This window comes from Bradyrhizobium sp. USDA 3262 (assembly GCF_054060035.1).
The window spans coordinates 991197-1016408 of sequence record NZ_JBSSCT010000001.1; the positions used below are offsets into that span (position 1 = coordinate 991197).

Annotated in this window: 21 protein-coding genes and 1 tRNA gene; 9 read left to right on the forward strand and 13 right to left on the reverse strand. The window is 66.0% G+C overall.

Annotated elements, in window-relative coordinates; genetic code table 11:
• The first annotated feature begins 66 nt into the window (after positions 1-66).
• The 3 genes from addB (at position 67) to trxA (ending at position 7118) form a co-directional block, all read left to right on the forward strand.
• Positions 67-3213: a double-strand break repair protein AddB gene (addB, locus tag ACVWYP_RS04600; protein ID WP_304497905.1), complete on the forward strand. Its 3147-nt coding sequence runs from the start codon at positions 67-69 to the stop codon at positions 3211-3213.
• Complete coding sequence (gene addA / locus ACVWYP_RS04605) at positions 3207-6683, forward strand: double-strand break repair helicase AddA (RefSeq protein ID WP_304497906.1); 3477 nt, start codon at positions 3207-3209, stop codon at positions 6681-6683. The genes addB and addA overlap by 7 nt, the downstream gene beginning before the upstream one ends.
• Before the next feature lie 114 nt (positions 6684-6797).
• The gene (gene trxA / locus ACVWYP_RS04610) at positions 6798-7118 is read left to right on the forward strand and encodes a thioredoxin (RefSeq protein WP_016847387.1); all 321 of its coding nucleotides are present in this window, start codon (positions 6798-6800) and stop codon (positions 7116-7118) included.
• A gap of 157 nt (positions 7119-7275) precedes the next feature.
• On the opposite strand, the gene ACVWYP_RS04615 is transcribed toward trxA, so the two are convergent.
• The 4 genes from ACVWYP_RS04615 to trpA form a co-directional block, all read right to left on the reverse strand.
• Entirely contained in the window at positions 7276-8016 is a 741-nt protein-coding gene (locus tag ACVWYP_RS04615; RefSeq protein WP_304497907.1) for a metallophosphoesterase family protein, read from the reverse strand.
• Between the two features lie 48 nt (positions 8017-8064).
• A complete protein-coding gene (locus tag ACVWYP_RS04620) occupies positions 8065-9309 on the reverse strand; it encodes a bifunctional folylpolyglutamate synthase/dihydrofolate synthase (RefSeq protein WP_245288769.1) in 1245 nt (414 codons plus the stop codon).
• Between the two features lie 95 nt (positions 9310-9404).
• A complete protein-coding gene (accD, locus tag ACVWYP_RS04625; protein ID WP_304497908.1) occupies positions 9405-10346 on the reverse strand; it encodes an acetyl-CoA carboxylase, carboxyltransferase subunit beta in 942 nt (313 codons plus the stop codon).
• 104 nt (positions 10347-10450) lie between these two features.
• Positions 10451-11287, reverse strand: coding sequence for a tryptophan synthase subunit alpha (gene trpA, locus ACVWYP_RS04630; RefSeq protein ID WP_304497909.1), 837 nt, complete (start codon positions 11285-11287; stop codon positions 10451-10453).
• A gap of 72 nt (positions 11288-11359) precedes the next feature.
• Between trpA and ACVWYP_RS04635 the strand changes: the two genes are divergently transcribed.
• Complete coding sequence (locus ACVWYP_RS04635; RefSeq protein WP_304497910.1) at positions 11360-11704, forward strand: endonuclease domain-containing protein; 345 nt, start codon at positions 11360-11362, stop codon at positions 11702-11704.
• A gap of 79 nt (positions 11705-11783) precedes the next feature.
• On the opposite strand, the gene trpB is transcribed toward ACVWYP_RS04635, so the two are convergent.
• The 8 genes from trpB to aroA all read right to left on the reverse strand — a co-directional run bounded on the left by trpB (position 11784) and on the right by aroA (position 20221).
• Entirely contained in the window at positions 11784-13001 is a 1218-nt protein-coding gene (gene trpB, locus ACVWYP_RS04640) for a tryptophan synthase subunit beta (protein ID WP_304497911.1), read from the reverse strand.
• On the reverse strand, positions 12998-13657 hold the full coding sequence (locus tag ACVWYP_RS04645) for a phosphoribosylanthranilate isomerase (RefSeq protein WP_028341703.1): 660 nt from the start codon (positions 13655-13657) through the stop codon (positions 12998-13000). Before ACVWYP_RS04645 ends, trpB begins: the two co-directional genes overlap by 4 nt.
• Positions 13658-13732: 75 nt before the next feature.
• Positions 13733-14119, reverse strand: coding sequence for a LapA family protein (locus ACVWYP_RS04650; RefSeq protein WP_028341704.1), 387 nt, complete (start codon positions 14117-14119; stop codon positions 13733-13735).
• A gap of 84 nt (positions 14120-14203) precedes the next feature.
• On the reverse strand, positions 14204-14533 hold the full coding sequence (locus tag ACVWYP_RS04655; RefSeq protein WP_016847379.1) for an integration host factor subunit beta: 330 nt from the start codon (positions 14531-14533) through the stop codon (positions 14204-14206).
• A 174-nt stretch (positions 14534-14707) separates the two neighbouring features.
• Positions 14708-15685 carry a signal peptide peptidase SppA gene (gene sppA / locus ACVWYP_RS04660; protein WP_028341705.1) on the reverse strand — a complete coding sequence of 326 codons (978 nt, stop codon included), beginning with the start codon at positions 15683-15685 and terminating at the stop codon, positions 14708-14710.
• A gap of 469 nt (positions 15686-16154) precedes the next feature.
• Positions 16155-17864 (reverse strand): 30S ribosomal protein S1, encoded by a 1710-nt coding sequence (gene rpsA / locus ACVWYP_RS04665; RefSeq protein ID WP_018269280.1) that lies wholly within the window; start codon positions 17862-17864, stop codon positions 16155-16157.
• 393 nt (positions 17865-18257) lie between these two features.
• Complete coding sequence (cmk, locus tag ACVWYP_RS04670; protein WP_304497912.1) at positions 18258-18887, reverse strand: (d)CMP kinase; 630 nt, start codon at positions 18885-18887, stop codon at positions 18258-18260.
• Complete coding sequence (aroA, locus tag ACVWYP_RS04675; RefSeq protein ID WP_304497913.1) at positions 18884-20221, reverse strand: 3-phosphoshikimate 1-carboxyvinyltransferase; 1338 nt, start codon at positions 20219-20221, stop codon at positions 18884-18886. The genes cmk and aroA overlap by 4 nt, the downstream gene beginning before the upstream one ends.
• Before the next feature lie 145 nt (positions 20222-20366).
• Here aroA and ACVWYP_RS04680 point away from each other — a divergent pair, with 145 nt between their 5' ends.
• Together ACVWYP_RS04680 and ACVWYP_RS04685 are read left to right on the forward strand one after the other, a co-directional pair.
• Complete coding sequence (locus tag ACVWYP_RS04680) at positions 20367-20774, forward strand: TIGR02300 family protein (protein WP_028341708.1); 408 nt, start codon at positions 20367-20369, stop codon at positions 20772-20774.
• A 95-nt stretch (positions 20775-20869) separates the two neighbouring features.
• Positions 20870-20945 (forward strand) — tRNA-Ala (locus ACVWYP_RS04685).
• A gap of 110 nt (positions 20946-21055) precedes the next feature.
• Here the strand turns inward: ACVWYP_RS04685 and ACVWYP_RS04690 are convergent.
• Positions 21056-21517 carry a MarR family winged helix-turn-helix transcriptional regulator gene (locus tag ACVWYP_RS04690; RefSeq protein WP_057020441.1) on the reverse strand — a complete coding sequence of 154 codons (462 nt, stop codon included), beginning with the start codon at positions 21515-21517 and terminating at the stop codon, positions 21056-21058.
• Positions 21518-21686: 169 nt separating this feature from the next.
• On the opposite strand from ACVWYP_RS04690, the gene ACVWYP_RS04695 reads away from it, so the two are divergent.
• The 3 genes from ACVWYP_RS04695 to ugpB all read left to right on the forward strand — a co-directional run bounded on the left by ACVWYP_RS04695 (position 21687) and on the right by ugpB (position 25114).
• Entirely contained in the window at positions 21687-22112 is a 426-nt protein-coding gene (locus tag ACVWYP_RS04695; RefSeq protein WP_304497914.1) for an organic hydroperoxide resistance protein, read from the forward strand.
• 186 nt (positions 22113-22298) lie between these two features.
• Entirely contained in the window at positions 22299-23504 is a 1206-nt protein-coding gene (locus ACVWYP_RS04700) for a CaiB/BaiF CoA transferase family protein (RefSeq protein ID WP_304497915.1), read from the forward strand.
• 293 nt (positions 23505-23797) lie between these two features.
• The gene (gene ugpB, locus ACVWYP_RS04705) at positions 23798-25114 is read left to right on the forward strand and encodes a sn-glycerol-3-phosphate ABC transporter substrate-binding protein UgpB (protein ID WP_028341713.1); all 1317 of its coding nucleotides are present in this window, start codon (positions 23798-23800) and stop codon (positions 25112-25114) included.
• Positions 25115-25212 lie beyond the last annotated feature (98 nt).

Genomic DNA, 25212 nt, shown 5'->3' on the forward strand with positions numbered 1-25212 from the left:
TCGACAGGGGTGGCTAACGACGGCCGCCGCTCCCTATATTGGCGCCGGATTCGAATCAGGCAGCCCATGCGCGTCTTCAGTGTTCCCGTTTCTGCGCCGTTCCTGCGCACCGTCATCTCGGCGCTGGTCGATGGCCGGCTGGTCGCGGGATTCGAGGCGCAGAGCGATCCGGCAAGGCTCGCCAACGCCACGCTGTATCTGCCGACCCGCCGTGCCGGACGGCTGGCGCGGGAAATCTTCCTCGATGTGCTCGAGTCTGACGCCGCCGTGCTGCCGCGCATCGTCGCGCTTGGCGACATCGATGAGGACGAACTCGCCTTCGCCGACCAAAGCGAGGACGTCGGCGGCGCCGCGCCGTTGGAGATTCCGCCAAGGCTCGGCGAGCTCGAGCGCCGGCTGACCCTGGCGCATCTGGTCGCGGCCTGGGCGAAGACGCCGGTATCGGCGCCGCTGGTGGTCGGCGGCCCGGCTTCGACGCTGCAACTCGCCGGCGATCTGGCGCGGCTGATGGACGACATGGTGACGCGCGGCGTCGACTGGCGCGCGCTCGACCGCCTGGTGCCGGATCAGCTCGACAAATATTGGCAGCACTCGCTCGACTTCCTGCGCATCGCGCGCGACGCCTGGCCGAACTACCTCAAGGAGATCGGCCGGATCGAGCCCGCGGCGCGCCGCGATCTCCTGATCGAGGCGGAAGCGGCGCGGCTCACCGCGCATCCCACGGGCCCGGTGATCGCCGCCGGTTCGACCGGCTCGATGCCGGCGACGGCGAAATTCCTGCACGCCGTGGCGAAGCTGCCGAACGGCGCCGTGGTGCTGCCCGGGCTCGACACCGATCTCGACGAGGACTCCTGGAACACGATCGGCGGCGAGCGCGGCGACGACGGCAGGTTCACCACGCCGCCCTCGTCGAACCATCCGCAATTCGCGATGCACGCGTTGCTCGACCGCTTCGGCATCAAGCGCCGCGATGTCGAGAGCCTTGCCGAGCCCGCGCCGCTCGGCCGCGAGGTGCTGGTGTCTGAGACGATGCGTCCCTCGACCGCGACCGCGCAGTGGCATGATCGGCTGGAGCGGCCGGAGATCGTGGCGCGGATTTCCGCAGGGATGACCAACCTCACCGTGGTCGAAGCGCCCAATCCGGAAATGGAGGCGCTGGCGATCGCGGTCGCGATGCGCGAGGCGCGGCATCTCGGCAAGTCGGCCGCGCTGGTGACGCCGGATCGCGCGCTGGCGCGCCGCGTGATGGCGTCGCTGACGCGCTGGAAGCTCGAGTTCGACGATTCCGGCGGCGACGCGCTGATGGAAACGCCGGCCGGCCTGTTCGCCCGCCTCACCGCGGAGGCTGCGGCCAAGGGGCTGGAGCCGCCGACATTGCTCGCGCTGCTCAAGCATCCACTGTTCCGGTTCGGCGGTTCGCATGGCGCGCTCCGGCGTACGATCGAGGTGCTGGAGATCGCGCTGCTCCGTGGCACGCGGCCGCAAGCCGGGACCGGCGGTCTCGCGCGCGACTTCGCCCGTTTCCGCGCCGAGCTGGTCAAGCTGCACGGCGGCGAGACCTCGTCGCTGCACGCCATGGAGCCGCGCGCCCGGCTGCGCGACAACGAGCTCAACCAGGCCGAGGGCCTGATCGCCAAATTACAGGCGGCGCTGGCGCCGCTCGAAGGCATGGCGTCGTCAAAGCCCTACGACTTCGCGGAGTTGGCGGCGCGCCACCGCGAGGCGCTGATCGCACTGTCCGGCGACCGGAACAGCGTTGCTGTCGTGTTCGAGGAGCGCGCCGGTGCGGCGCTGGCGTCCGCGTTCGACGAGCTGCTCGCCAAGCAGCAGCCGAGTGGGCTGATGACGCCGCTCGCCGATTATCCCGAGGTGTTCCAGACCGCGTTCGCCGACCGCATGGTGCGGCGGCCGGAATCGGCGCGCGCGCAACTCAACATCTTCGGCCAGCTCGAAGCCCGTCTCACCGAATCCGATCGCGTCATCCTCGGCGGCCTGGTCGAGGGCGTCTGGCCGCCGGCGCCGCGGATCGATCCCTGGCTGAGCCGGCCGATGCGGCACGAGCTCGGGCTCGATCTTCCCGAGCGGCGCATCGGCCTGTCCGCGCACGACTTTGCGCAGCTGCTCGGCCATGACGAGGTGATCCTCACCCACGCCGCAAAGGTCGGCGGCGCGCCGGCGGTCGCCTCGCGGTTCCTGCACCGGCTCGAAGCGGTTGCCGGCGAGGCGCGCTGGAAGGCCGCGACATCGGCCGGCGAAACTTACGTGCAATATGCCGCCGAGCTCGACCGGCCCGACAAGGTCGAGCCGATCCCGCAGCCGGAGCCGCGGCCGCCGCGCGAAGCACGGCCGCTGAAAATGTCCGTCACCGCGATCGAGGACTGGCTGCGCGATCCCTACACGATCTACGCGCGCTACATCCTCAAGCTCGATCCGCTCGACCCCGTCGACATGCCGCTGTCGGCGGCCGATCGCGGCTCGGCGATTCACGAGGCGCTCGGCGAGTTCACCCAAGTCTATTCCGATGCGCTGCCCGCCGACACCCTGCGCACGCTGCGCGAGATCGGGGCCAAATATTTTGCGCCGCTGATGGAGCGGCCCGAGGCGCGGGCGCTGTGGTGGCCGCGCTTCCAGCGCATCGCCGGATGGTTTGCCGAATGGGAGCAGGCCCGGCGCGGCAATATTGCTGCGATCAAGGCCGAAATCCGCGGCGAGATCGGCATTCCGCTCGACGACGCCAGGGCCTTCACCCTCTCGGCGCGTGCCGACCGGATCGAACGGCGCGACGACGGCAGCTTTGCGATCCTCGACTACAAGACCGGCCAGCCGCCGACCGGCAAGCAGGTGCGCATGGGCCTGTCGCCGCAGCTGACGCTGGAAGCCGCGATCCTGCGCGAGGGCGGCTTCGCCGAGATTCCAGCGGACTCCTCGGTCGGCGACCTCGTCTATGTCAGGCTGAGCGGCAACAACCCGCCGGGCGAGCAGCGTTCGCTGGAGCTGAAGATCAAGACCAGCGACACGCCGCAGCCGCCCGACGAGGCCGCCGACAGCGCGCGGCGCAAGCTCGAAGCCCTGATCCGCGCCTTCGACGACGAGCAGCAGGCCTACACCTCGCTGAACCTCTCGATGTGGGCGAACCGCTACGGCGCCTATGACGACCTCGCACGCATCAAGGAATGGTCCGCCGCCGGCGGCCTGGGGATCGAGGAATGGTGAAAGCTATCAGGCCCATCCCGCCCGCCGTGCGCGACGCGCAGGCGCGCGCGTCCGATCCGAAAGCGTCGACCTTCGTGTCGGCCAATGCCGGCTCGGGCAAGACGCATGTGCTGGTGCAGCGCGTGATCCGCCTGCTGCTGTCAGGCGTGCCGCCGGAAAAGATCCTTTGCATCACCTTCACCAAGGCGGCCGCGGCGAACATGGCCGAGCGCGTGTTCACGACGCTCGGCCATTGGGTGACGCTCGACGACACCGGGCTCGACGCCGCGATCCGCGAGGCCGGTATCGCTCACCCTTCCGCCACATTGCGACGCGAGGCGCGCAAGCTGTTTGCCTGCGCGCTGGAGACGCCGGGCGGCTTGAAGGTGCAGACCATCCACGCGCTGTGCACCCGCCTGCTGCAACAGTTTCCGTTCGAGGCCAATGTGCCGGCGCGCTTTGCCGTGCTCGATGACCGCGACCAGAACGAGATGATGGAGCGCGCCAATCTCGCGGTGTTCCTCGAGGCGTCGCGGATTCCCGACAGTCCCATCGGCCGCGCGCTGCGGACGGCGATGGCAAATGCCGCCGACGTCACTTTCAAGGAGGTGGTCCGCGAGGCCTGCCTCAGCCGCGACCATTTCATGGCCTGGACCGATGCCGCCGGCAACGCCGCGGCCGCCGCCGCTCAGATGTCGGCCGCGCTCGGCGTCTCCGCCGACATTCGCATCGAGGATGTCGAGCGCGAGATCGTCGACGGGCCGAATCTGCCGCGGTCGAGCTGGAAAGAAATGGCGACGCTGCTCGACACCAGCAGCAAGGCGGATCAGAAGCAGGCCGAGCGACTGCGGGCCGCGCTGACCTTCACCGGTGCAGCCCAGGTCGAGGAATATCTCGGCGTCTTCCTGACCGACGACCGCGCGCCGCGCGCGTCTGTCGTCACCAACAATTTCATCAAGAAGAATCCGGTCGCAGGCCATCGGTTCGAGGCGGAGATCGACCGTCTCGGTCCCCTGATCGAACGCCGCCGCGCCGTGGTCGCGCGCGACCGCACCGAGGCGCTGATCCACATCGCGACCGCGGCCGCAGCGCATTACCGGCGCGAGAAGCTGGAGCGTGGCCTGCTCGACTATGACGATTTGATCGACAAGACGCTGGCGATGCTCGACCGCGTCTCTTCGGGCTGGGTGCATTACAAGCTCGACCGCGGCGTCGATCACGTGCTGATCGACGAGGCGCAGGATACGAGCCCGCGGCAATGGGACATTGTCGCGCACATCATCTCGGAATTCACCTCCGGCGCCGGCGCGCGCGACGGCCTGGTGCGCACCGTGTTCGCGGTCGGCGACGAGAAGCAGTCGATCTTCTCGTTCCAGGGCGCGGCGCCGCGCGAATTCGACCTGCGCCGGCGCGAGTTGAAGCGGCGGTTCGAGGAAGCCGGGCTGAAATTCGACCCGGTGTCGTTCACCTATTCGTTCCGCTCGGGGCCGGTGATCCTGCACTCGGTCGACCATGTGTTCCGCGAACAGGAGATCTTCCGCAGCATCCATGCGGTCGAGAACGGCTACCCGATCCACAATGCGATGACTGACGCCGGCCCCAGCCTGATCGAGCTCTGGGATCTCGCGGTCGCCGACGATCGCCAGGACATCGAGGGCTGGCGCGCGCCGTTCGACGGTGTCTCGGTGACCAGCCCCGAGGTGAAGCTGGCAAGGCGCATCCAGGCCGAGATCAAGCGCCTCGTTGCCAGCGGCACCATGACGGGCAGCGCCGGCGGACGGCGGCCGCTCAGCTACGGCGACATGCTGATCCTGGTGCGGCGGCGCGGCAACGCCTTCGACGCGGTGATCCAGGCGCTGAAGCACGCAGGCATCCCGGTCGCCGGCGCCGACCGGTTGAAGCTGACCGAGCACATCGCGATCATCGACCTGATGAACCTCGCCGATGCGCTGCTGCTGCCGCAGGACGATCTCGCGCTGGCGGTGGCGCTGAAGAGCCCGCTGTTCGGCCTCGACGACGACGATTTGTTCAAGCTGGCGTACCAGCGTCGCGGCTCGCTGCGCGAGGCACTGGCCGCGCAGGCACCGACCGATGAGCGATTCTCGGCCGCGCTGCGCCGTTTCGAACAATGCGAGCGCCGCTTCACCCAGGAGACGCCGTTCGCGTTCTACGCCTGGCTGCTCGGCGGCGATGGCGGGCGGGCACGCATCCTGCGCCGGCTCGGTCATGAGGCCAATGACGCGCTCGACGAGTTCCTCGAGCTTGCGCTGAGCTATGAGCGCAAGGCGCCGGCCTCGCTGCAAGGCTTCGTCGCCTGGCTGCGCGCCGCCGACACCGAGGTGAAGCGCGACATGGAGATTTCGCGCGACGAGGTCCGCGTCATGACCGTGCACGGCGCCAAGGGCCTCGAGGCATCGGTGGTGTTCCTGGTCGACACCACGACCTCGCCGTCGGACACGCAGCGGCTGCGGCTGATCCATCTACCGCAAGGCAATGCCGCGCCGAACGCGCCCGGCGTCGTGGTGTGGGCCGGCAAGAAGGCCGAAGATCCGCCCAACGTCGCCGATGCCCGCAAGGCGATGCTCGGCGACACCGAGGACGAGTATCGCCGCCTGCTCTATGTCGCGATGACCCGTGCCGCCGACCGGCTGATCGTCGGCGGCTGCATGCCGGGCAACATGAACACAGTGCGGAAATCGTCCTGGTACGATCTGATCACCAAGGGGCTCGCCAATTCCGGGCTCAAGCTCGAGGAGCTGGAGACGCCGAGCGGCAAGGTGATGCGCTATTCGCGGCCGGACGACGCCGCCGATCTCACCGGCGCGGCTGCGTCAACGGCCGTGGCGCCGATCGCGTTGCCGTCCTGGCTGCGTGCGCCGGCCGCACCGGAAGCATCAGCGGCGGGCATGCTGCGTCCGTCCGATCCGGCTGATGACGACAGCCATCCGATCCGAACCGGCGAATCGGTGCTGCTGCGCGCCCGCGCCCTGCAACGCGGCACGCTGGTGCATCGCCTGCTGCAATCGCTGCCCGACGTGGCCCTCGAGCGGCGGCGCGCCGCCGCGCTCGGCTTCCTCGCGCGCAATGCCGACGGCTGGAGCGAACAGGAGCAGGCCGCGCTCGCGGATCAGGTGCTCGCCCTGATCGGCGATCCGCGCTTTGCCGCCGTGTTCGCGCCCGGCAGCCGCGCGGAAGTCTCGATCGTCGGGCGGCTGGAGCGCTCGGGCCAGCCGAAGGCGCTGGTCTCGGGCCAGATCGACCGCCTGGTGGTGACCCCTAGCCATGTCCTGATCGTCGATTTCAAGACCAATCATGCCCCGCCCAGGACCGCCGCCGGGGCGCCGCGGGGCTATGTCCGGCAGCTCGCGCTGTACCGCGCGGTGCTGGCGAAGCTTTATCCCCAGCTGCCCGTGCGGGCCGCCCTGCTCTGGACCGAAACGACTGAAATCATGGAGATTTCCGCCTCCGCGCTGGACGCCGCCCTGGCATAAGTTCATGTCGGCGTGAGCAACCTTGACCCGGCAAGGGGGCGTTCATAGGTTTGACCCATGCTCCCGGGCGCGATTCTCAACCGCCCTTTTGTCTCAACCGAACGAGGTACTCACATGGCCGTTGGCAAGGTTTCTGACGCCGATTTCGAAGCCGAAGTGCTCAAGGCGACCGGGCCGGTGGTCGTCGACTTCTGGGCCGAGTGGTGCGGCCCCTGCCGCATGATCGCGCCCGCTCTCGATGAGATTTCCGGCGCGATGGGCGACAAGGTCAAGATCGTGAAGCTCAACGTTGACGAGAGCCCGAAGACCGCTTCGAAGTATGGCGTGATGTCGATCCCGACCCTGATGATCTTCAAGGGCGGCGAGATGGCGTCCCGTCAGGTCGGCGCCGCTCCGAAGGCCAAGCTGCAGCAGTGGATCACCGCTGCGGTCTGATCCGTTTCGAATTAGCTGATTTGCGAAGCGGCCGGCGATAAGCCGGCCGTTTTGTTTGCGCGCTTCGTAGCCCGGATGGAGCGCAGCGCAATCCGGGAATGCCGCGTCCGCGGATGTCGCGGTCCCGGATTTCGCTTCGCTCCATCCGGGCTACGGATTACCGAATCCATCCCGTTGCCAACGCCGAGGCGAGTTCGGCCTGGCCGTGCTGGCGCGCCAGCGCCGCCATTGCCGCGTGGTCGTAGGGGATGTGGCGGAAGGTTACGTCCCAGCCACCATCGACCTGCTCGAGGATCGCGTAGCGCGCATCGGGCGAACCGGCCTCCACGACATGCGGATGCGGCTTGCCGACGCGATAGCCGGGCGAGCCGACGCTGCCGGGATTGACGATCAGCCGGCCGTCGCGAAGCCGCACGGCGCGCGCAGTATGCGTGTGTGCGCAGAGGATCAGCGGCTGCCCCACGCCGGCTGCTCTCGCCTCGATCGCTTCCAGCGAGGACATGCAGACTTCGCCGCCCGGCAATACCGTCTCGAGCCAGTAGGTCTCGTCATCCTGGGGCGTTGCGTGACAGAGGAAAACCTCCTCGCGATAGACCGCATTCGCCGGCAGCGTGCGCAGCCAGTCGAGATGCCGCGGCTCGAGCTGGGTATAGGTCAGCCGCTCCCAGGAGCCCATTTTCTCGTGCGGGCGGTCGATCAGATAGCGGTCGTGATTGCCGAGCAGATGGACCGCATCGAGCGCCATCAGCATATCGATCGTGGGCCGGGCGTCGAGCGGCCCGCTCACCATGTCGCCGAGATCGACGATGTCGGAAATGCCCTGCGCGCGGATGTCCGACAGCACGGCTTCGAGCGCGAGATGATTGCCGTGGATGTCGGCGATCGCAGCAAAACGCATGGTGTCTTATCCTCCCTCATGCGCACCGCATTCGGGACGCGCGACCATTTATGCAGGAGGCGTGCCGTTGGCCGCAAGCACCGGGCCGGCAAGGTACAGCGAGCCGGTGATCAGGATGCGCGGCGGCACCTCATAGGCCAGCATCGCAAGCCGTTGCAGCGCGGCGGCGACGCCATCAGCGATCTCGACCCGCATGCCGAGCGCCCGCGCGGCGTCAGCTAGTCTGTCCGGCGCCATGCCGTTGTCGCGGCCGGGCACCGGGACCGCGATGATGTGGCGGGTCAGCCCGGCGAAATTAGCGAGGAAAGCGTTGGCGTCCTTGTTGGCCATCATCCCTGCGATCACGACCAGCGGCCGCGACACGCGCTCCTCGAGATCGCCGAGCGCCGCGGCCGCAACGCGGCCGCCCTCGGCATTGTGTCCGCCGTCGAGCCAGACCTCGGAGCCCTGCGGCCCCTGGCCGACGAGCGCGCCGGAAACCAGCCGCTGCATTCGCGCCGGCCATTCCGCATTGACGATGCCGGCTTCAAAGGCCGCGATGTTGAGTTTGAACTTGTCGATCGCGCGCAGCGTCGCAATCGCGAGGCCCGCATTGTCGAACTGGTGCCGGCCGAACAGTTTCGGCGCGGCGAGATCCAGCAGGCCGCGCTCGTCTTGATACACCAGCCGGCCGCGCTCGACGCCGACATGCCATTGCTGGCCGGCCGCATGTAGCGGCGCGCGCATGCGGTTCGCCTGCGCCTCGATCACGGCCATCGCATCCGGCGCCTGCTCGGCCGAGATCACCGGCACCTTGCGCTTGATGATCGCGGCCTTTTCACCGGCGATCGCCGTCAGATTGTCGCCGAGGAATTCCATGTGGTCCATGCTGACCGGCGCGATCACCGAGGCGAGCGGCGTCTCGACCACATTGGTCGAATCGAGCCGGCCGCCGAGCCCGACCTCGAGCAGCGCGACATCGGCAGGATGCCTGGCGAACAGGCAGAATGCCACCGCCGTTTCCATCTCGAAGATGGTGATGGGATTGCCGCCGTTGACGCGCTCACAGTGCTCGAACGTCTCGCGCAGCTCATCGTCACCGACGAGCTTGCCGCCGCCTTTGGCGCCCAGCCGGTAGCATTCGTTGATCCGCACCAGATAGGGCGAGGTGAAGACGTGCACGCGCAGGCCCGACGCCTCCAGGATCGCGCGCAGATAGGCGATGGTCGAGCCCTTGCCGTTGGTGCCGGCGACATGGATCACCGGCGGCAGCTTGCGCTCGGGATGATCGAGCCGCTCCATCAGGCCGCGCATGCGATCGAGGCTGAGATCGATGCGCTTGGGATGCAGCGCCGATATCCGCGCGATCAACGCCTCGAACGAGGCCTGCGATGGGGCGGCGCTTGCGGTCACGCGTGCGGCGCGGCCGGCACCGTCTCCGGCGCCGTGACGATCTGGGCCGGCTCGGTGACCGGGGCCTTGGGCTTCGATGCGGATTCGAGCGCCGGCGCCTTCGTCAGCAGGCGGCACAGCCGCGCCAGCGTGGCCTTCATCTCATGGCGATGCACCACCATGTCGACCATACCGTGCTCGCGCAGATATTCGGCGCGCTGAAAGCCGTCCGGCAGCTTTTCGCGGATGGTCTGCTCGATCACGCGCGCGCCGGCAAAGCCGATCAGCGCGCCGGGCTCGGCGATCTGGATGTCGCCGAGCATCGCATAGGACGCGGTGACACCGCCGGTGGTCGGATTGGTCAGCACCACGATGTAGGGCTGACGCGCCTCGCGCAGCATCTGCACGCCGACGGTGGTGCGCGGCATCTGCATCAGCGACAGAATGCCTTCCTGCATCCGCGCGCCGCCGGATGCGGCGAACACGATGAACGGCGACTTCTTCTCGACCGCGAGCTCGAGCCCGCGCACCATCGCTTCACCGGCGGCCATGCCGAGCGAGCCGCCCATGAAATCGAAATCCTGCACCGCGACCACGACGCCGGCGCCCTCTAACTTTCCGTAGCCGACCTTGATCGCGTCGTTCAGCCCGGTCTTGGTGCGGGCGTCCTTGATGCGGTCGACATATTTGCGCTCGTCGCGGAATTTCAGCGGATCGGCCGTCACCTCGGGCAGCGCGACATCGAACCAAGTCTCGTTGTCGAAGATCGACTTCAGCCGGGCCACCGCGCCCATGCGCATATGGTAGTTCGAGCCGGGGATCACGAACTGGTTGGCCTCGACGTCCTTGTAGAACACGAGCTGTCCGGAATCCGGACACTTGATCCAGAGGTTTTCCGGCGTCTCGCGCCGCAGGATGTTGCGGATCTTCGGCCGGACGACGTTGGTGAGCCAATTCATGGTTCGCTCCGAAATGCGGATCGGTTCCGCACCAGCTGGATATATGGCGGGCCGGGCGAGCCCGGCAAGCCGCCATCGGCGGCCTTGTTGCCGCAAAATGTGGCTTATTCAGCGGCCTGTTTGGCGCCCCGGACCCCCTGCGCCAGCGCCGACACCAGGTCCGCCACCGCGCTCACGGTCTTCGGCGTCGCGCGGCCCTCGGCATCGAGGTTGGCACGCACCACATCGACGATTGCGGTGCCGACCACGGCGCCGTTGGCGTTCTCGGCGATCGCGCGCGCCGTCTCCGGAGTGCGGATGCCGAAGCCGACGCAGACCGGCAGCTTGGTGTGCCGCTTGATCCGGGCCACAGCTTCCGCGACCACCTTCGAATCGGCCGTCGCAGCGCCGGTGATGCCGGTAATCGAGACGTAATAGACAAAGCCCGAAGTGTTCGCGAGCACCGCCGGCAGGCGCTTGTCGTCCGTGGTCGGCGTCGCCAGCCGGATGAAGTTCAGCCCGGCCTTCATCGCGGGGATGCAGAGCTCGGTATCTTCTTCCGGCGGCAGGTCGACGATGATCAGGCCGTCGACGCCGGCGGTCTTGGCATCGGCCAGGAAGCTGTCGACGCCGTAGATGTAGATCGGATTGTAGTAGCCCATCAGCACGATCGGCGTGACGTTGTCCTCCTTGCGGAAGTCGCGGACCATCGCCAGCGTCTTGCGCAGCGTCATGCCGCCCTTGAGCGCGCGCAGGCCCGCGGCCTGGATCGACGGGCCGTCGGCCATCGGATCGGTAAAGGGCATGCCGATCTCGATGACGTCGGCGCCGGCCTTCGGCAGCGCCTTGAGGATGTCGAGCGAGGTCTTGGCGTCGGGATCGCCGGCCATCACGAAGGTGACGAAAGCGGAGCGGCCCTGCTGCTTCAGCTCGGCGAAACGTGCGTCGATACGGGTGGTCATGGTGTGACAGTCGCTGTGCTATACCTCTCCCCTCCGGGGAGAGGTCGGCTGCGCAGCAGCCGGGTGAGGGGGATGGAGCGGTTCAAGGCGAGAGCGCGAAGCCTCCGGGCGTCACAGACGAGCGCCGAAGCGAAACTTTGGCAGGCACTGCGCAACCGAAGATTGGCGCGATGGAAATTTCGTCGCCAGCACCCGATTGACCGGTACATTGTTGATTTCGTTACGCTTGACGGCAAGCTGATTGTTGAAGTCGATGGTGTGACGCATTCAACGTCATCAGAGGTGAAACGCGACCAAGCGAGGACGGAAGTCCTTGAAGCTTGCGGCTTTCTCCTCGTTCGGGTCTCCAACACCGACGTGTACGAGAATCTCGAAGGCGTACTTGAGATGATAGAAACATCGCTCCGGTTCGAGTGAGCGGAAAGACCCCTCACCCGGCTGCTGCGCAGCCGACCTCTCCCCAATGGGGAGAGGTAAGAGAAACGTCCCCGGCCTTTCACTTCTTCCTGCCCTTCAAGATGTCGCCAACCTGCGGCACGTCCTTGTCGCCGCGGCCCGAGAGGTTGACCACCATCAGGTGATCCCTGGGCCGCTGCGGTGCGAGCTCGGACAGTTTCGCGATGGCGTGCGCCGATTCCAGCGCGGGGATGATGCCCTCGAGCCGCGACAGCAGCTGGAAGGCAGCCAGCGCCTCCTCGTCGGTCGCCGAGAGATACTTCACGCGGCCGGTCTCGTGCAGCCAGGCGTGCTCCGGGCCGATGCCGGGATAGTCGAGGCCGGCCGAGATCGAATGCGCTTCCTCGATCTGGCCATCGGCATCCATCAAGAGATAGGTGCGGTTGCCGTGCAGCACGCCCGGACGCCCGCCGGCGAGCGAAGCGGCATGCAGCTGCGTCAGTCCGTGACCGGCCGCCTCGACGCCGAATATCTCGATCAAGGGATCGTCGAGGAACGGATGGAACAGGCCCATCGCATTGGAGCCGCCGCCGATGCAGGCGATCAGCGAATCCGGCAGGCGGCCCTCGGCCTCCTGCATCTGCTTGCGGGTCTCGTGGCCGATGATCGACTGGAAGTCGCGCACCATCATCGGATAGGGGTGCGGTCCCGCCACCGTGCCGATGCAATAGAAGGTGTCGTGCACGTTGGTGACCCAATCGCGCAGCGCGTCGTTCATCGCATCCTTCAGCGTGCGCGCGCCCGACTGCACCGGGACGACCTTGGCGCCCAGCATCTCCATGCGGATCACGTTCGGCTGCTGCCGCTCGACGTCGACCGCGCCCATATAGACCACGCATTCGAGCCCGAACCGCGCGCACAGCGTTGCCGTCGCCACGCCATGCTGGCCGGCGCCGGTCTCGGCGATGATGCGCTTCTTGCCCATGCGGCGCGCGACCATGATCTGGCCGAGCACATTGTTGACCTTGTGCGAGCCGGTGTGGTTGAGCTCCTCGCGCTTCAGATAGATCTTGGCGCCGCCGAGATGCTCGGTGAGCCGCTCGGCGAAATAGAGCGGCGAGGGCCGGCCGACATAGTCCTTCAGATAGACGTTCATCTCGGCCTGGAACGCCGGATCGGCCTTGGCGTCGGCATAGGCTTTTTCGAGATCGAGGATCAGCGGCATCAGCGTTTCCGCGACGAAGCGTCCGCCGAAAATGCCGAAATGCCCGCGCTCGTCGGGGCCGCTGCGGAATGAATTGGGCAGGTTTGGATTCATCGAACCATCAGTTCTTGGGTTGCGCGCGCGGCGCGGATGAAGGCGCGGATCAATTCGGGATCCTTGACGCCGGGCGTGCCCTCGACGCCCGACGAGACATCGACGCCGCCGGCGCGCGTGACGCGGACAGCTTCAGCGACGTTGTCGGCATTGAGCCCGCCGGAGACCATGTAGGGCAGCGCGAGATCGAGATTTTCCAGCACGTGCCAATCGAACGGCGCGCCGAGGCCACCCGGCCGCGTGGCATCCTTCGGCGCGCGGGCATCGAACAGGATACGATCGGCGACGCCGGCATAACCCGGCAGCGGGGCGAGATCGGCTGCGGTCTCGACCGGCAGCGCCTTCATCAGCGGCAGGCCGAACTTCGCCTTGATGTCGCGCAGCCGCGCCGTGGTCTCCTTGCCGTGCAATTGCAGGATATCCGGCCGCAGCGTCTCGACGATGTTCTCAAGCGTCGCATCGTCGGCATCGACGGTCAGCGCGACCTTGACGGCGCGGCCCTTGGCGCGGCTGCCGAGCTCGCGCGCGGTCTCAAGGCTGATGTGACGCGGCGACGGCGGAAAGAACACGAACCCCACCATGTCGGCACCGCCCTCAAGCGCGACGTCGAGCGTCTCGCGCGTGGACAGGCCGCAGATTTTGACGAGCAGGGGCATGGTCTCGAAACGGGTCTCAAAACGGGTTTTCGGGCGGCCGGAACCGGGGTGGACCCCGGTCCGACGGGGCGGGTTCTACAACGTCGCGCCCTGCTTGTCTCGCCCGGCGGCCCCGTAAAAGCCTGATAGGGCCGGGGCCGGACGGCGCTGCGCGTCGTCCCGGGAGGCGGCGGCCCTGAGGTCGGCGAGCTCGGCGCGGACATGGCGGGCGTCAGCCTCGTGCTGCCGGGCCGCGCGGCGCCAGCGCCCTTGCTTGAACCAGGTTCCGATGCCGCCCGCGATCACGCCCAGGATCGCGGAGGCGATAATGACGACGAACAGCGGCAGTGTGACCGCAACCGTGGGGGTCACCGAATTGAAGGGATCGAACGACACCGTCACCCAGTGACGGTTGGCGACTGCAAAAATGATGAAGATCAGTCCGAGCGGAATGACGACCACTGCCGTGAAAAACTTTCGCATGACCATCTCTCGCAGCGATGGAGCAAATGCGGGCGCATCGCCCGCAACACGGCAACGCCTGACGTCGCGCCTTAGGCGTCGACCTTAAGCATCAGCCTTGGGCGCATCGACCTTGGCGGCGCCCGCCTCGGTCACGTCGCGGTTGAGGCGCTCGCGCATTTCCTTGCCGGTCTTGAAGAACGGCACGCTCTTCTGGTCGACCGGCACATGCTCGCCGGTGCGTGGATTGCGGCCGGCGCGCGCCGGACGGTGCTTCACCGAGAATGCGCCAAAACCGCGCAGCTCGACACGGTCGCCACGAGCCAGCGCCGCGACGATTTCATCGAGAATCGCATTCACAATGTTCTCGACATCCCGCTGGTAGAGGTGCGGGTTGTGCTCGGCGATACGCTGAACAAGTTCGGATTTGATCATCGAAAGTGGGATCCGGGCTCTTGCGGAAACCCATTTCCGTGAAAATGCCGTGCACTGTCAAGACGCTAAATCGATTTAGAGCGTCGTGAAATCACGTGACAAATAGCCCAATTGGGGCATGCGGCGATTCCCGCAAAGCGGGAATAGCCTGACGAGCACGCCTTTGGCAGCCGATCAGTTGGTTCCAGCCGGGCTCCACAGCGCCAGCATGCCGTCAAGCCCGAACCGGTCGACTGCCTCGGCCACGCCACCCTGCTCGATCCGCCGCGCGATCGCGCCAAGACCGAACGCATCGAGCGTCACGGACGCCGCCGTGCGCAGGAAGGTCAGGTCGCCGAACCGCGGATTGAGCTTGTAATTGCGCACCGGCAGGTCGCTTTTGACCTTCTTCTCCGCAACCAGCCAGGCGATCGCGGTCTTCTCGTCTCCCAGCTGATCGACCAGCTTGAGATCGACCGCCTGCCGGCCGGTGAAGACGCGACCGTCTGCGACCTTTTCCAGCAGGGCGTCGTCCATGCCGCGCCGTTGCTTCACCAATCCACGGAACCATGCATAGGAGTCCTTGACGAGACCGTCGATCGCGGCGCGGGCCTCCGGGCTGGTCGGCTCGAAGCCGTTGGGCGCCGCCTTCAGCGGGGAAGATTTGATCTCCTCCATTTTCACGCCGACAGTCTTGAGCAATTCCGAAACGTTCGGATACTGGAAGAGCACGCCGATCGAGCCGACCAGCGAGGTCTGCTGGGCGACGATATGATCGGAGGCGATCGCCGTGATGTAGCCGCCCGAGGCGGCCAATCCCTCGACCACGACGACAAGCGGCTTCTTCGCCTTCAGCTGCATCAGCGAGTCGTAGAGCTGCTCGGAGCCGGCGGTGGTGCCGCCGGGCGAATTGATGTGCACGACAACAGCCGCATAGCTCGACTTGCCGAGCCGCTCCAGCGCCTCGACGCGATCCTGGTCGCTGCGGATCAGTCCGTCGATATTGACCCGCGCGATGGTGTTCGATGTCGAAAAGGTGCCGCGCCCGCCGGCGGCGACCACGCCCACGCCGACGATGGCCGCGATCGCAATGACCGCGGCGGCGACGCGCCAGAACGTCAGTTTGCGCCTGATGCGGCGGCGATCGACGATCACGTCTGAATCCAGCGACATCCGATCTCTCCAGAAATGGTCAGCGCGCAATCTGCGCGTTTTGCAGTCGCAGCGTCACTATCAGCTTAGCCAAATACATCAATTGCGACGCAATATGAAGAAAACAAAGGCCCGGTCTTTGGAGGTACCTGTAGCCCGGATGCACGTGCGCTTCGTCCCGGCTGCGCCCTAACCTCCCCTTGAAAAGGGGAGGTCGCTTTGCTCGCGAGAGCAAAGCGGGTGGGGATCTGCTCTCTCCATGAGCAGCATCGCCTGCGGCTGACCCCCATCCCGACCTTCCCCCTTTCAGGGGGAAGGAGAAGATAAATCCGTAGCCCGGATGGAGCGAAGCGTAATGCGGGAGGCTTCAGCAGCACGGATAGAAAGTCCCGGATTTCGCTTCGCTCCATCCGGGCTACGGATACCTCCAAACAAAAAGGGCCCCGGCTTGCGCCGGGGCCCCGATTGTTCGCTCAAATCGTGCGAACGCTTACTTGTCGGTGCCGCGGTTCTTCAGCGCGGTGCCGAGGATGTCGCCAAGCGTCGCACCCGAGTCGGAGGAGCCGTACTGCGCGATGGCTTCCTTCTCTTCGGCGACTTCGAGCGCCTTGATCGAGACCTGCACCTTGCGGGCCTTCTTGTCGAACTGGATGACGCGGGCATCGACCTTCTCGCCGACGGCGAAGCGCTCGGCGCGCTGGTCGTTGCGGTCGCGGGCCAGCTCGGACCGCTTGATGAAGGTGGTGAACTCGGTGCCCGAAATCCGGACCTCGATGCCGCTCTCCTTCACTTCGAGCACTTCGCAGGTCACGACCGCGCCCTTCTTGACGTCGCCCGGCTCGGCGAAGGGGTCGCCTTCGAGCTGCTTGACGCCGAGCGAGATCCGCTCCTTCTCGACATCGACATCGAGCACCACGGCCTTGACCATGTCGCCCTTCTTGAAGTTGTCGATGACCTGCTCGCCCGGAAGCTTCCAGTCGAGGTCGGAGAGGTGGACCATGCCGTCGACATCGCCCTCGAGACCGAGGAACAGACCGAACTCGGTCTTGTTCTTGACCTCGCCCTCGACCACCGAACCGACCGGGAACTTCTCGACGAAGACTTCCCAGGGATTGCGCATGGTCTGCTTGAGGCCGAGCGAGATGCGGCGCTTGACCGAATCCACTTCCAGCACCTGCACTTCGACTTCCTGCGAGGTCGAAACGATCTTGCCGGGGTGCATGTTCTTCTTGGTCCACGACATCTCGGAGACGTGGATCAGGCCTTCGATGCCCGGCTCGAGTTCGACGAACGCGCCGTAGTCGGTGATGTTGGTGACGCGGCCGGTGAAGCGGGCACCCAGCGGGTACTTGGCTTCGATGCCCTGCCACGGATCATCCAACAGCTGCTTCATGCCGAGCGAGATGCGGTGCGTCTCGTGGTTGATCTTGATGATCTTGACCTTCACCGTCTGGCCGATGGTCAGCACCTCCGTCGGGTGGTTGACGCGGCGCCAGGCGATATCGGTCACGTGCAGCAGGCCGTCGATGCCGCCGAGATCAACGAACGCACCGTAATCGGTGATGTTCTTGACCACGCCGTCGATCACCTGACCCTCTTCGAGGTTCTGCACCAGCTCCTGGCGCTGCTCGGCGCGGGTCTCTTCGAGAACCGTGCGGCGCGACACCACGATGTTGCCGCGGCGGCGGTCCATCTTGAGGATCTGGAACGGCTGCGAATTGTTCATCAGCGGCGCAACGTCGCGGATCGGACGAATGTCGACCTGCGAGCGCGGCAGGAAGGCCACCGCACCGTCGAGGTCGACCGTGAAGCCGCCCTTGACCTGGTTGAAGATGACGCCGTTGACCTTTTCGTTGTTCTGGAACGCCTTCTCGAGCTTGCCCCAGCTTTCCTCGCGGCGCGCCTTGTCGCGCGACAGCACGGCTTCGCCGAGCGCATTCTCGATACGGTCGAGGAACACCTCGACTTCGTCACCGACCTTCAGATCGCTTTCACGGCCGGGGCCGGCGAATTCGCGCAGCGCAACGCGACCTTCGGTCTTCAGGCCGACGTCGATGACGGCCATGTCCTTCTCAATTGCAACCACCTTGCCCTTGATGACCGAGCTTTCCTGCAAATTGCCGCCGGCAAAGGACTCATCAAGCATCGCCGCGAAGTCGTCGCGGGTGGGAGTATAGGAAGACGCAGAATTCGAAACCATTTGTTCTCCAGACGCGGGATCTCGCCGGCCGTTCGGGTTGATGGGCGCACCGTGCGTGAAGTGTCAGGGCTCCGCAAACCCTGACGACCGCTCATTGCAGGAGGTGCAACAGCGGGCCGGCAGCAAGACTGCACGTTCGGTACGTTTGATAGATCCGGAGCCTGAAACGAAAATATCGACTGCAAGACCTGGGAGCGGGCGTTCCTCCAGATGCGGCGTTGGTTTCGTTTGAGATTGGCTCAAACCCATCGCCGGCCCGCTCAGACACGGCCTCGACATGGTCGATGCTGCTCCGAACGGCGCTGATATAGCCCCGCAGGCTGCTTTCGGCAAGCAGGAAATGCCCAATTTTGCTGGGTTTTCGGGCCAAAACCGCCCGCCATGCCTTCTGTGCTAGCGCCTGGCGCGCGCCGCCTCGACGATGGCGATGGCGGCGCGGACGCCGGCCTCGATGTCGAGATTGGAATTGTCCAGCGTGTGGGCGTCCGGAGCCGGCCGCAAGGGTGCGATCGCCCGGTTCTTGTCCCGCTCGTCGCGTTTGAGGATGTCGGCGAGCACAGCCTGTTCGTCGGCGTCCTCGCCGCGGGCGCGCGCCTCCAGCGTGCGCCGCCGTGCCCGCACGCGGGGGTCGGCGACCACGAAGATCTTCACGTCGGCATCGGGGCAGATCACAGTGCCGATGTCGCGTCCATCCAGCACCGCACCGGGCGGATCGGCGGCGAACTGGCGCTGAAAGTTCACCAGCACCTCGCGAACCTGCGGAATGGCCGACACCACCGAGGCGGCATCGCCGACCTTCTGGGTCTTCAGGATCGGATTGCCGAACTTTTCGGGGTCGAGCTCGAGCGCCGCGGCCACCGCCAGCACCTCGTTGTTGAGCTCGGCACCGGCTTGCATCATCGCATAGGCCACCGCGCGGTAGATCACGCCGGTGTCGAGATGGCGGTAGCCGTAGTGGTGGGCGAGCCGCTTGCCGAGCGTGCCCTTGCCTGAGGCGGCGGGTCCGTCGATGGCGATGATCATGCGAAATCAGCTCCGAGCGCGCGCATCATCGGGATGAAATCCGGAAAACTGGTGGCGATGAAGCCGGTGTCGTCGATCTTCACCGGCCGATCGGAGGCGCAGCCCATCACCAGCGCCGACATCGCGATGCGGTGATCCATATGGGTGGCAACAAGACCGCCGCCGGGAACATGGCCGCGGCCCTCGACGATCAGATCGTCGCCGGACACCTCCACCTTGACGCCGTTGACCCGCAGCATGTCGGCGGTGGCTTCAAGGCGGTCGGATTCCTTGACGCGCAGCTCCTGCAGGCCGCGCATGATCGTGGTGCCCTCGGCGAAGGCGGCTGCAACCGCCAGCACCAGATATTCGTCGATCATCGACGGCGCGCGCTCCGGCGGCACCTCGACGCCCTTCAGCTTCGAGGCCCGCACCCGCAGCTGCGCCATCGGCTCGCCGGCATCGCCGCGCACATCGCTCTCCTCGATCGAGGCGCCCATCTCGCGCAGCGTGGTGAACAGGCCGGTGCGCAGCGGATTGGTCATCACGTCGGAGAACACGACATCGGACCCATCGACGATCAGTGCGGCCACGATCGGGAACGACGCGGAGGACGGATCGGCGGGCACCACGACGTTGGCGCCGTGCAGCTCGGGCTCGCCGTTCAGCGAGATTCGCCTGCCGTGGCTGCCTTCCTTCTCGGAGGAGATCTCGGCACCGAAATGCTTCAGCATCAGCTCGGTGTGGTCGCGGCTCGCCTCCTGCTCGATCACTGTGGTGATGCCGGGCGCGGAGAGCCCCGCCAGCAGCACCGCGGACTTGATCTGGGCCGAGGCGACCGGCGTCTTGTAGACGATCGGCACCGGATAGCGGGCGCCGTGCAGGGTGAGCGGCAGCCGGCCGCCCTCCCTTATGTCGCTGGTTCGGGCGCCCATCAGCTCGAGCGGGTCGAGGATGCGGCGCATCGGCCGCGAGCGGAGCGAGGCGTCGCCGTCGAAAATGGCGGCGATCGGGCAGCCGGCCACCGCGCCCATCACCAGCCGGCAGCCGGTGCCGGAATTGCCGAAATCGAGCGGCGCGGCAGGCTGGGCGAAGCCGCCGACGCCGACGCCCGCGACCGACCAGGTAAACGGCGCCGTCCGCTCCACTTTCGCGCCCAGCGCGCGCATGGATTTGGCGGTATTGAGGACGTCCTCGCCCTCCAGAAGGCCGGAAATGCGGGTTTCGCCGACCGAAAGCGCCCCCAGGATCAGCGCACGGTGGGAAATCGATTTGTCGCCGGGAACGCGGACCGTGCCGGCCAGGGGGCCGCACGCGCGCGATTCCAGCGGGGTCGGGGTGTCAGATTGGGCCAAGATTGTGTCCTCTCGCGCCGCGGCAGGTATCACATAGGCAACACCACGTCACGCGCCCGTCACTTGCGCGCAAACCGCTATTGACAGCAGCCTCTCAACTAGCCAAGTGAAGCTCCGTTTTTCAGGAAAATTCTGGGATTACCACGTGGCCAAGTCCGAGCTCGGAACCAAGCGCATTTGCCCGACCACGGGCAAGAAGTTCTACGACCTCAACAAGAATCCGGTGATCTCGCCCTATACCGGCGAAGTCGTGCCGATCGCGCCGGTCGCCCCGCCGCGGGGCCGTGGCGCGACCGTCACTTCGCCCGCGACCGCAGCCGACATGCCGGAGCCCGCCGAGGCCGAAGAGATGGTCTCGCTCGAGGAGGCCGATGCCGAGGAGAACACCGGGAAAGTCAAGGCCCAGGTTCCCGAATCCGAGGACGATATCGAAGTCGATGAGACCATCGACGACGATGACGACGACGATTCGACCTTCATCGCCGACGAGGAAGAGGGTGATGAGGACGTCACCGACATTATTGGTGACGTCGGCGGCGACGAAGAGACTTGAGATCGGCGCCGATCTATGATCAACGGTGCTGCCGCGCGAGTCGTGTAGGCCGCGCGGGCCGGGATTGATCCCCCAGGATCATCCCTACTGGATAAGGGGCCATAGCTCAGCTGGGAGAGCGCTTGCATGGCATGCAAGAGGTCGGCGGTTCGATCCCGCCTGGCTCCACCAGCCTTCGCTCGCTTCGCGAGCTTCGGCTGGGCAAGCCCGGATAGTCCCTCGTAGCGAAGTGAGCGAAGGCCGCCGCGGCGTAGACCGAAGGGCGAAGCCGCTGCCCGCCCCTACTCCCCCAGCACCGCATTCAGCCGGTCGCGCAGCGCGACGATCTCGTCCTTCATCGCCATCAGTTCGCCGACGGTGCAGTCCGAGGCCGCGAGGATCGACTGCGGCACGGCCTTGGCCTTTTCGCGCAGCGCGTGGCCCTGCGGCGTCAGCGCGATCAGCACCACCCGCTCGTCCGCGGTGCTGCGGGTCCGCTTGATCAACTCCGCCGCCTCCAGCCGCTTCAAGAGCGGCGTCAGCGTGCCGGAATCCAGGAACAGGCGCTCGCCGAGGTCCTTCACCGCCACGTCGTCGCGCTCCCACAGCGCCAGCATCACGAGATACTGCGGATAGGTCAGCCCGAGCCGGTCGAGCAGCGGCTTGTAGACGCGGTTGAAGGCGTGCGCCGTCGAATAGACCGCAAAGCAGATCTGGTTATCGAGCCGCAGCGCCTGATCCGCCGCCGTCGGTTTCCTGGCCATGATTCCCATCGAATCCATCTCGTTTCCGGGTCATTCTGGGCTGTCGGGACCGCGGATTCAATTGCGAACAATTAAATGTGAGGCCGCATATTTTATATTGTGCACAATCTATTTGCGTGCAACACATGCGTCGTCGAATTCAAGTCCACACCCACCAAGGGAGACCACGATGTCTGTGAACGTGCTCTACAAGACCAGCGCCAAGGCAACCGGCGGCCGCGACGGCCATGCGGCAACGCTCGACGGCGCGCTCGACGTCAAGCTTACGACCCCGAAGGAGCTCGGTGGCGGCGGCGGTGCCGGCAACAATCCGGAGCAGCTGTTCGCGGCCGGCTATGCCGCCTGCTTCATCGGCGCGATGAAGTTCGTGGCCTCGCAGGGTGGCCCCAAGGTTCCCGCCGACGCCTCGGTGACCTCGACGGTCGGTATCGGCCCGCGCTCGGAAGGCGGCTTCGGCCTCGCCGTCGAGCTCGCGGTGTCGCTGCCCGGCCTTTCCCGCACCGACGCCGAAGCGCTGGTTGAGAAGGCCCACCATGTGTGCCCCTATTCCAACGCGACCCGCGGCAATGTCGACGTCAAGCTGAGCGTCGTCTAATTCCACATCACGCAATGGTCCGCCGCGACACGTGGCGGACCATCGCTCTTTTAGATGCCAGTTCGCTTGGCGAACGCATGCGCCGCCTGCTGCATGGGCCTGCGCCGACGGAAGCATTGCTGCCCCGGCTGAAGACCGTTAGCTCTGGGACCCTCGTTTAATCCCAACTGAGCGAAGGTTGTTTCCATGAATACCCCAGCGGCTACGGGCGCGATGACCGGCCTGCGCGTGATCGATCTGACGCGCGTGCTCGGCGGTCCGTATTGCACCCAGATTCTCGCCGACCACGGCGCCGACGTGATCAAGGTCGAGCCGCCCGCCGGCGACGAGGTGCGCGACTGGGGTCCTCCCTTCCATGACGAGGATGCGGCCTATTTCGTCGGCATCAACCGCAACAAGCGCTCGATCGGCCTCGACCTCGCTTCCGAGGGCGGACGCGCGGTGCTGATGAAGATGCTCGAGACCGCCGACGTGCTGATCGAGAATTTCAAGCCGGGCACGCTCGACAAATGGGGCATCGGCAACGACGTGCTGCGCGCGAGATTTCCGCGCCTCGTGCATTGCCGGATCTCCGGCTTCGGCGCCGACGGCCCGCGCGGCGGCAATCCCGGCTATGACGCGATCATCCAGGCGATGACCGGCATGATCGCGGCGACCGGCTCGCCGGAGAGCGGCCCGATGCGGATCGGCGTGCCGCTGGTCGACATCACCACCGGGCTCTACGCCACGATCGGCATCCTGATGGCGCTGTCGGAGCGGCAGCGCTCGGGGCTCGGCCAGTTCATCGAGACCACGCTGTACGAGACCGGGCTCGCGATCATGCATCCGCACACCGCGAACTACTTCATGCATGGCAAGCCGCCATCGCTCACCGGCAACGAGCATCCCAACCTCGTTCCTTACGCGATCTTCCCGACCAAGACCGACAACATCTTCATCGGCGTCGGCAATGACGGAACCTTCCGCAAGCTCGCCAAGGAGATCGGCAAGCCGGAGCTCGGCACCGACCCGCGCTTTGCCCGCAACAAGGACCGTATCGCCAACCGCGATGCGCTCCGCGTCGAGCTGGCCGCGGTGTTCAGCCAGCACGAGGCCGAGCCGCTGTGCAACCGGCTGCTCGCCGCCGGCCTGCCGGCCGGCCCGGTGCAGAAGATCGACCAGGCGCTGACCAACCCGCACACCATTCATCGCGGCGACGTCATCGAGAAGGATTGGTACAAGGGCGTCGCCTCGCCGATCCGCCTCGAACGCACCAAGCCGAACCTGCGCCGCACGCCGCCGAAGTTCAGCCAGCACGCCGCGGAAGTGCTCGGCGAGTTCGGCTACTCGAAGGACGAGATCAACGGCCTGGTTGAAAAGGGCGTGGTCTGCGGCCCCCAGCGCAAGCGCTGAAGGCGTCATGAGAGCAGTCGAATAGCGACCACAACGGTGGTCAGCTCCCTCGCCCCGTTCTTACGGGGCGAGGTGATGCGCAGTCCGTTGCGCCGAGAAACTATCGGACCCTGCGGTGCAACGTCGCGTTTGGCGCTGCACCGCACGCCGGCTGCGGTCTTCGCCTTTTTTACCGCTTCCCTTCGCTTCGGCTTCCCCCCTACCATGACTTTCGTTTATACGGTCATTTGAACGTCATCCGGCGCTGATAACGCGCGCAACGAAAGATGACGTTCCAATTGGGAGGGGTTTTGATGTTCTTTCGACGACTAGGCGCTGCCGCGGCAGCCGCTGCCGCGCTTGCATTCGCGTCGCCCGCGTTTGCGGTGACCGAGATCCAATGGTGGCACGCGATGACCGGCGCCAACAACGACGTCATCGTCAAGCTGGCCAACGACTTCAACGCCTCGCAATCCGACTACAAAGTGATCCCGACCTACAAGGGCGGCTACGCCGACACCATGAACGCCGGCATCGCCGCGTTCCGCGCCGGCAACGCGCCGCATATCATGCAGGTGTTCGAGGTCGGCACCGCGACGATGATGGCCGCCACCGGCGCCGTCAAACCGGTCTATAAGCTGATGGCCGACGCCGGCGAGAAGTTCGATCCGAGCGTCTATCTGCCCGCGATCACCGGCTACTACTCGACCTCCAAGGGCGAGATGCTGTCGTTCCCCTTCAACTCGTCGTCGACGGTGATGTGGATCAATCTCGATGCGCTGAAAAAGGCCAACATCGCAGAGATTCCGAAGACCTGGCCGCAAGTGTTCGACGACGCCAAGAAGCTGAAGGCGGCCGGCTACGCCACCTGCGGCTTCTCCGGCTCGTGGGTCACCTGGGTCAATCTCGAACAGCTCTCGGCGTGGCACAATGTGCCGCTCGCCAGCAAGGCCAACGGCCTCGACGGCTTCGACACCGTGCTCGAGTTCAACGGCCCGCTGCAGGTCAAGCATCTCGAGAACCTCGTCGAGCTGCAGAAGGACAAGACCTACGACTATGCCGGCCGCACCAATACCGGCGAAGGCCGCTTCACCTCGGGCGAATGCCCGATCTACCTGACCTCGTCGGCCTTCTTCGGCAACGTCAAGGCGCAGGCCAAGTTCAACTTCACCGCGGCGCCGATGCCGTATTATCCCGACGCCAAGGGCGCGCCGCAGAACTCGATCATCGGCGGCGCCTCGCTCTGGGTGATGGGCGGCAAGTCGGCCGAGGAATACAAGGGCGTGGCCAAGTTCCTGACCTTCCTCTCGGACACCGACCGCCAAATCTGGATCCACAAGGCCTCGGGCTATCTGCCGATCACCAAGGCAGCCTACGCCAAGGCCAAGGAAGAGGGCTTCTACAAGGACCAGCCCTATCTCGAGACCCCGCTGCTCGAGCTCACCAACAAGGAGCCGACCGCGAATTCCCGCGGCCTGCGCCTCGGCAACATGGTGCAGCTGCGCGACATGTGGTCGGAGGAGATCGAGCAGGCGCTGGCCGGCAAGAAGACCGCCAAGCAAGCGCTGGACGCCGCCGTCGAACGCGGCAACCAGATGCTGCGGCAGTTTGAAAAGACCGCCGTCCGCTGACATGATGCCTTCGGGCATGATCGGGAAAAGCGCGAAGCGGCTTTCCGAAAAGATCATGCCCAGACGACAAGCTAAAGCGCGATGACGATCCAACCTCA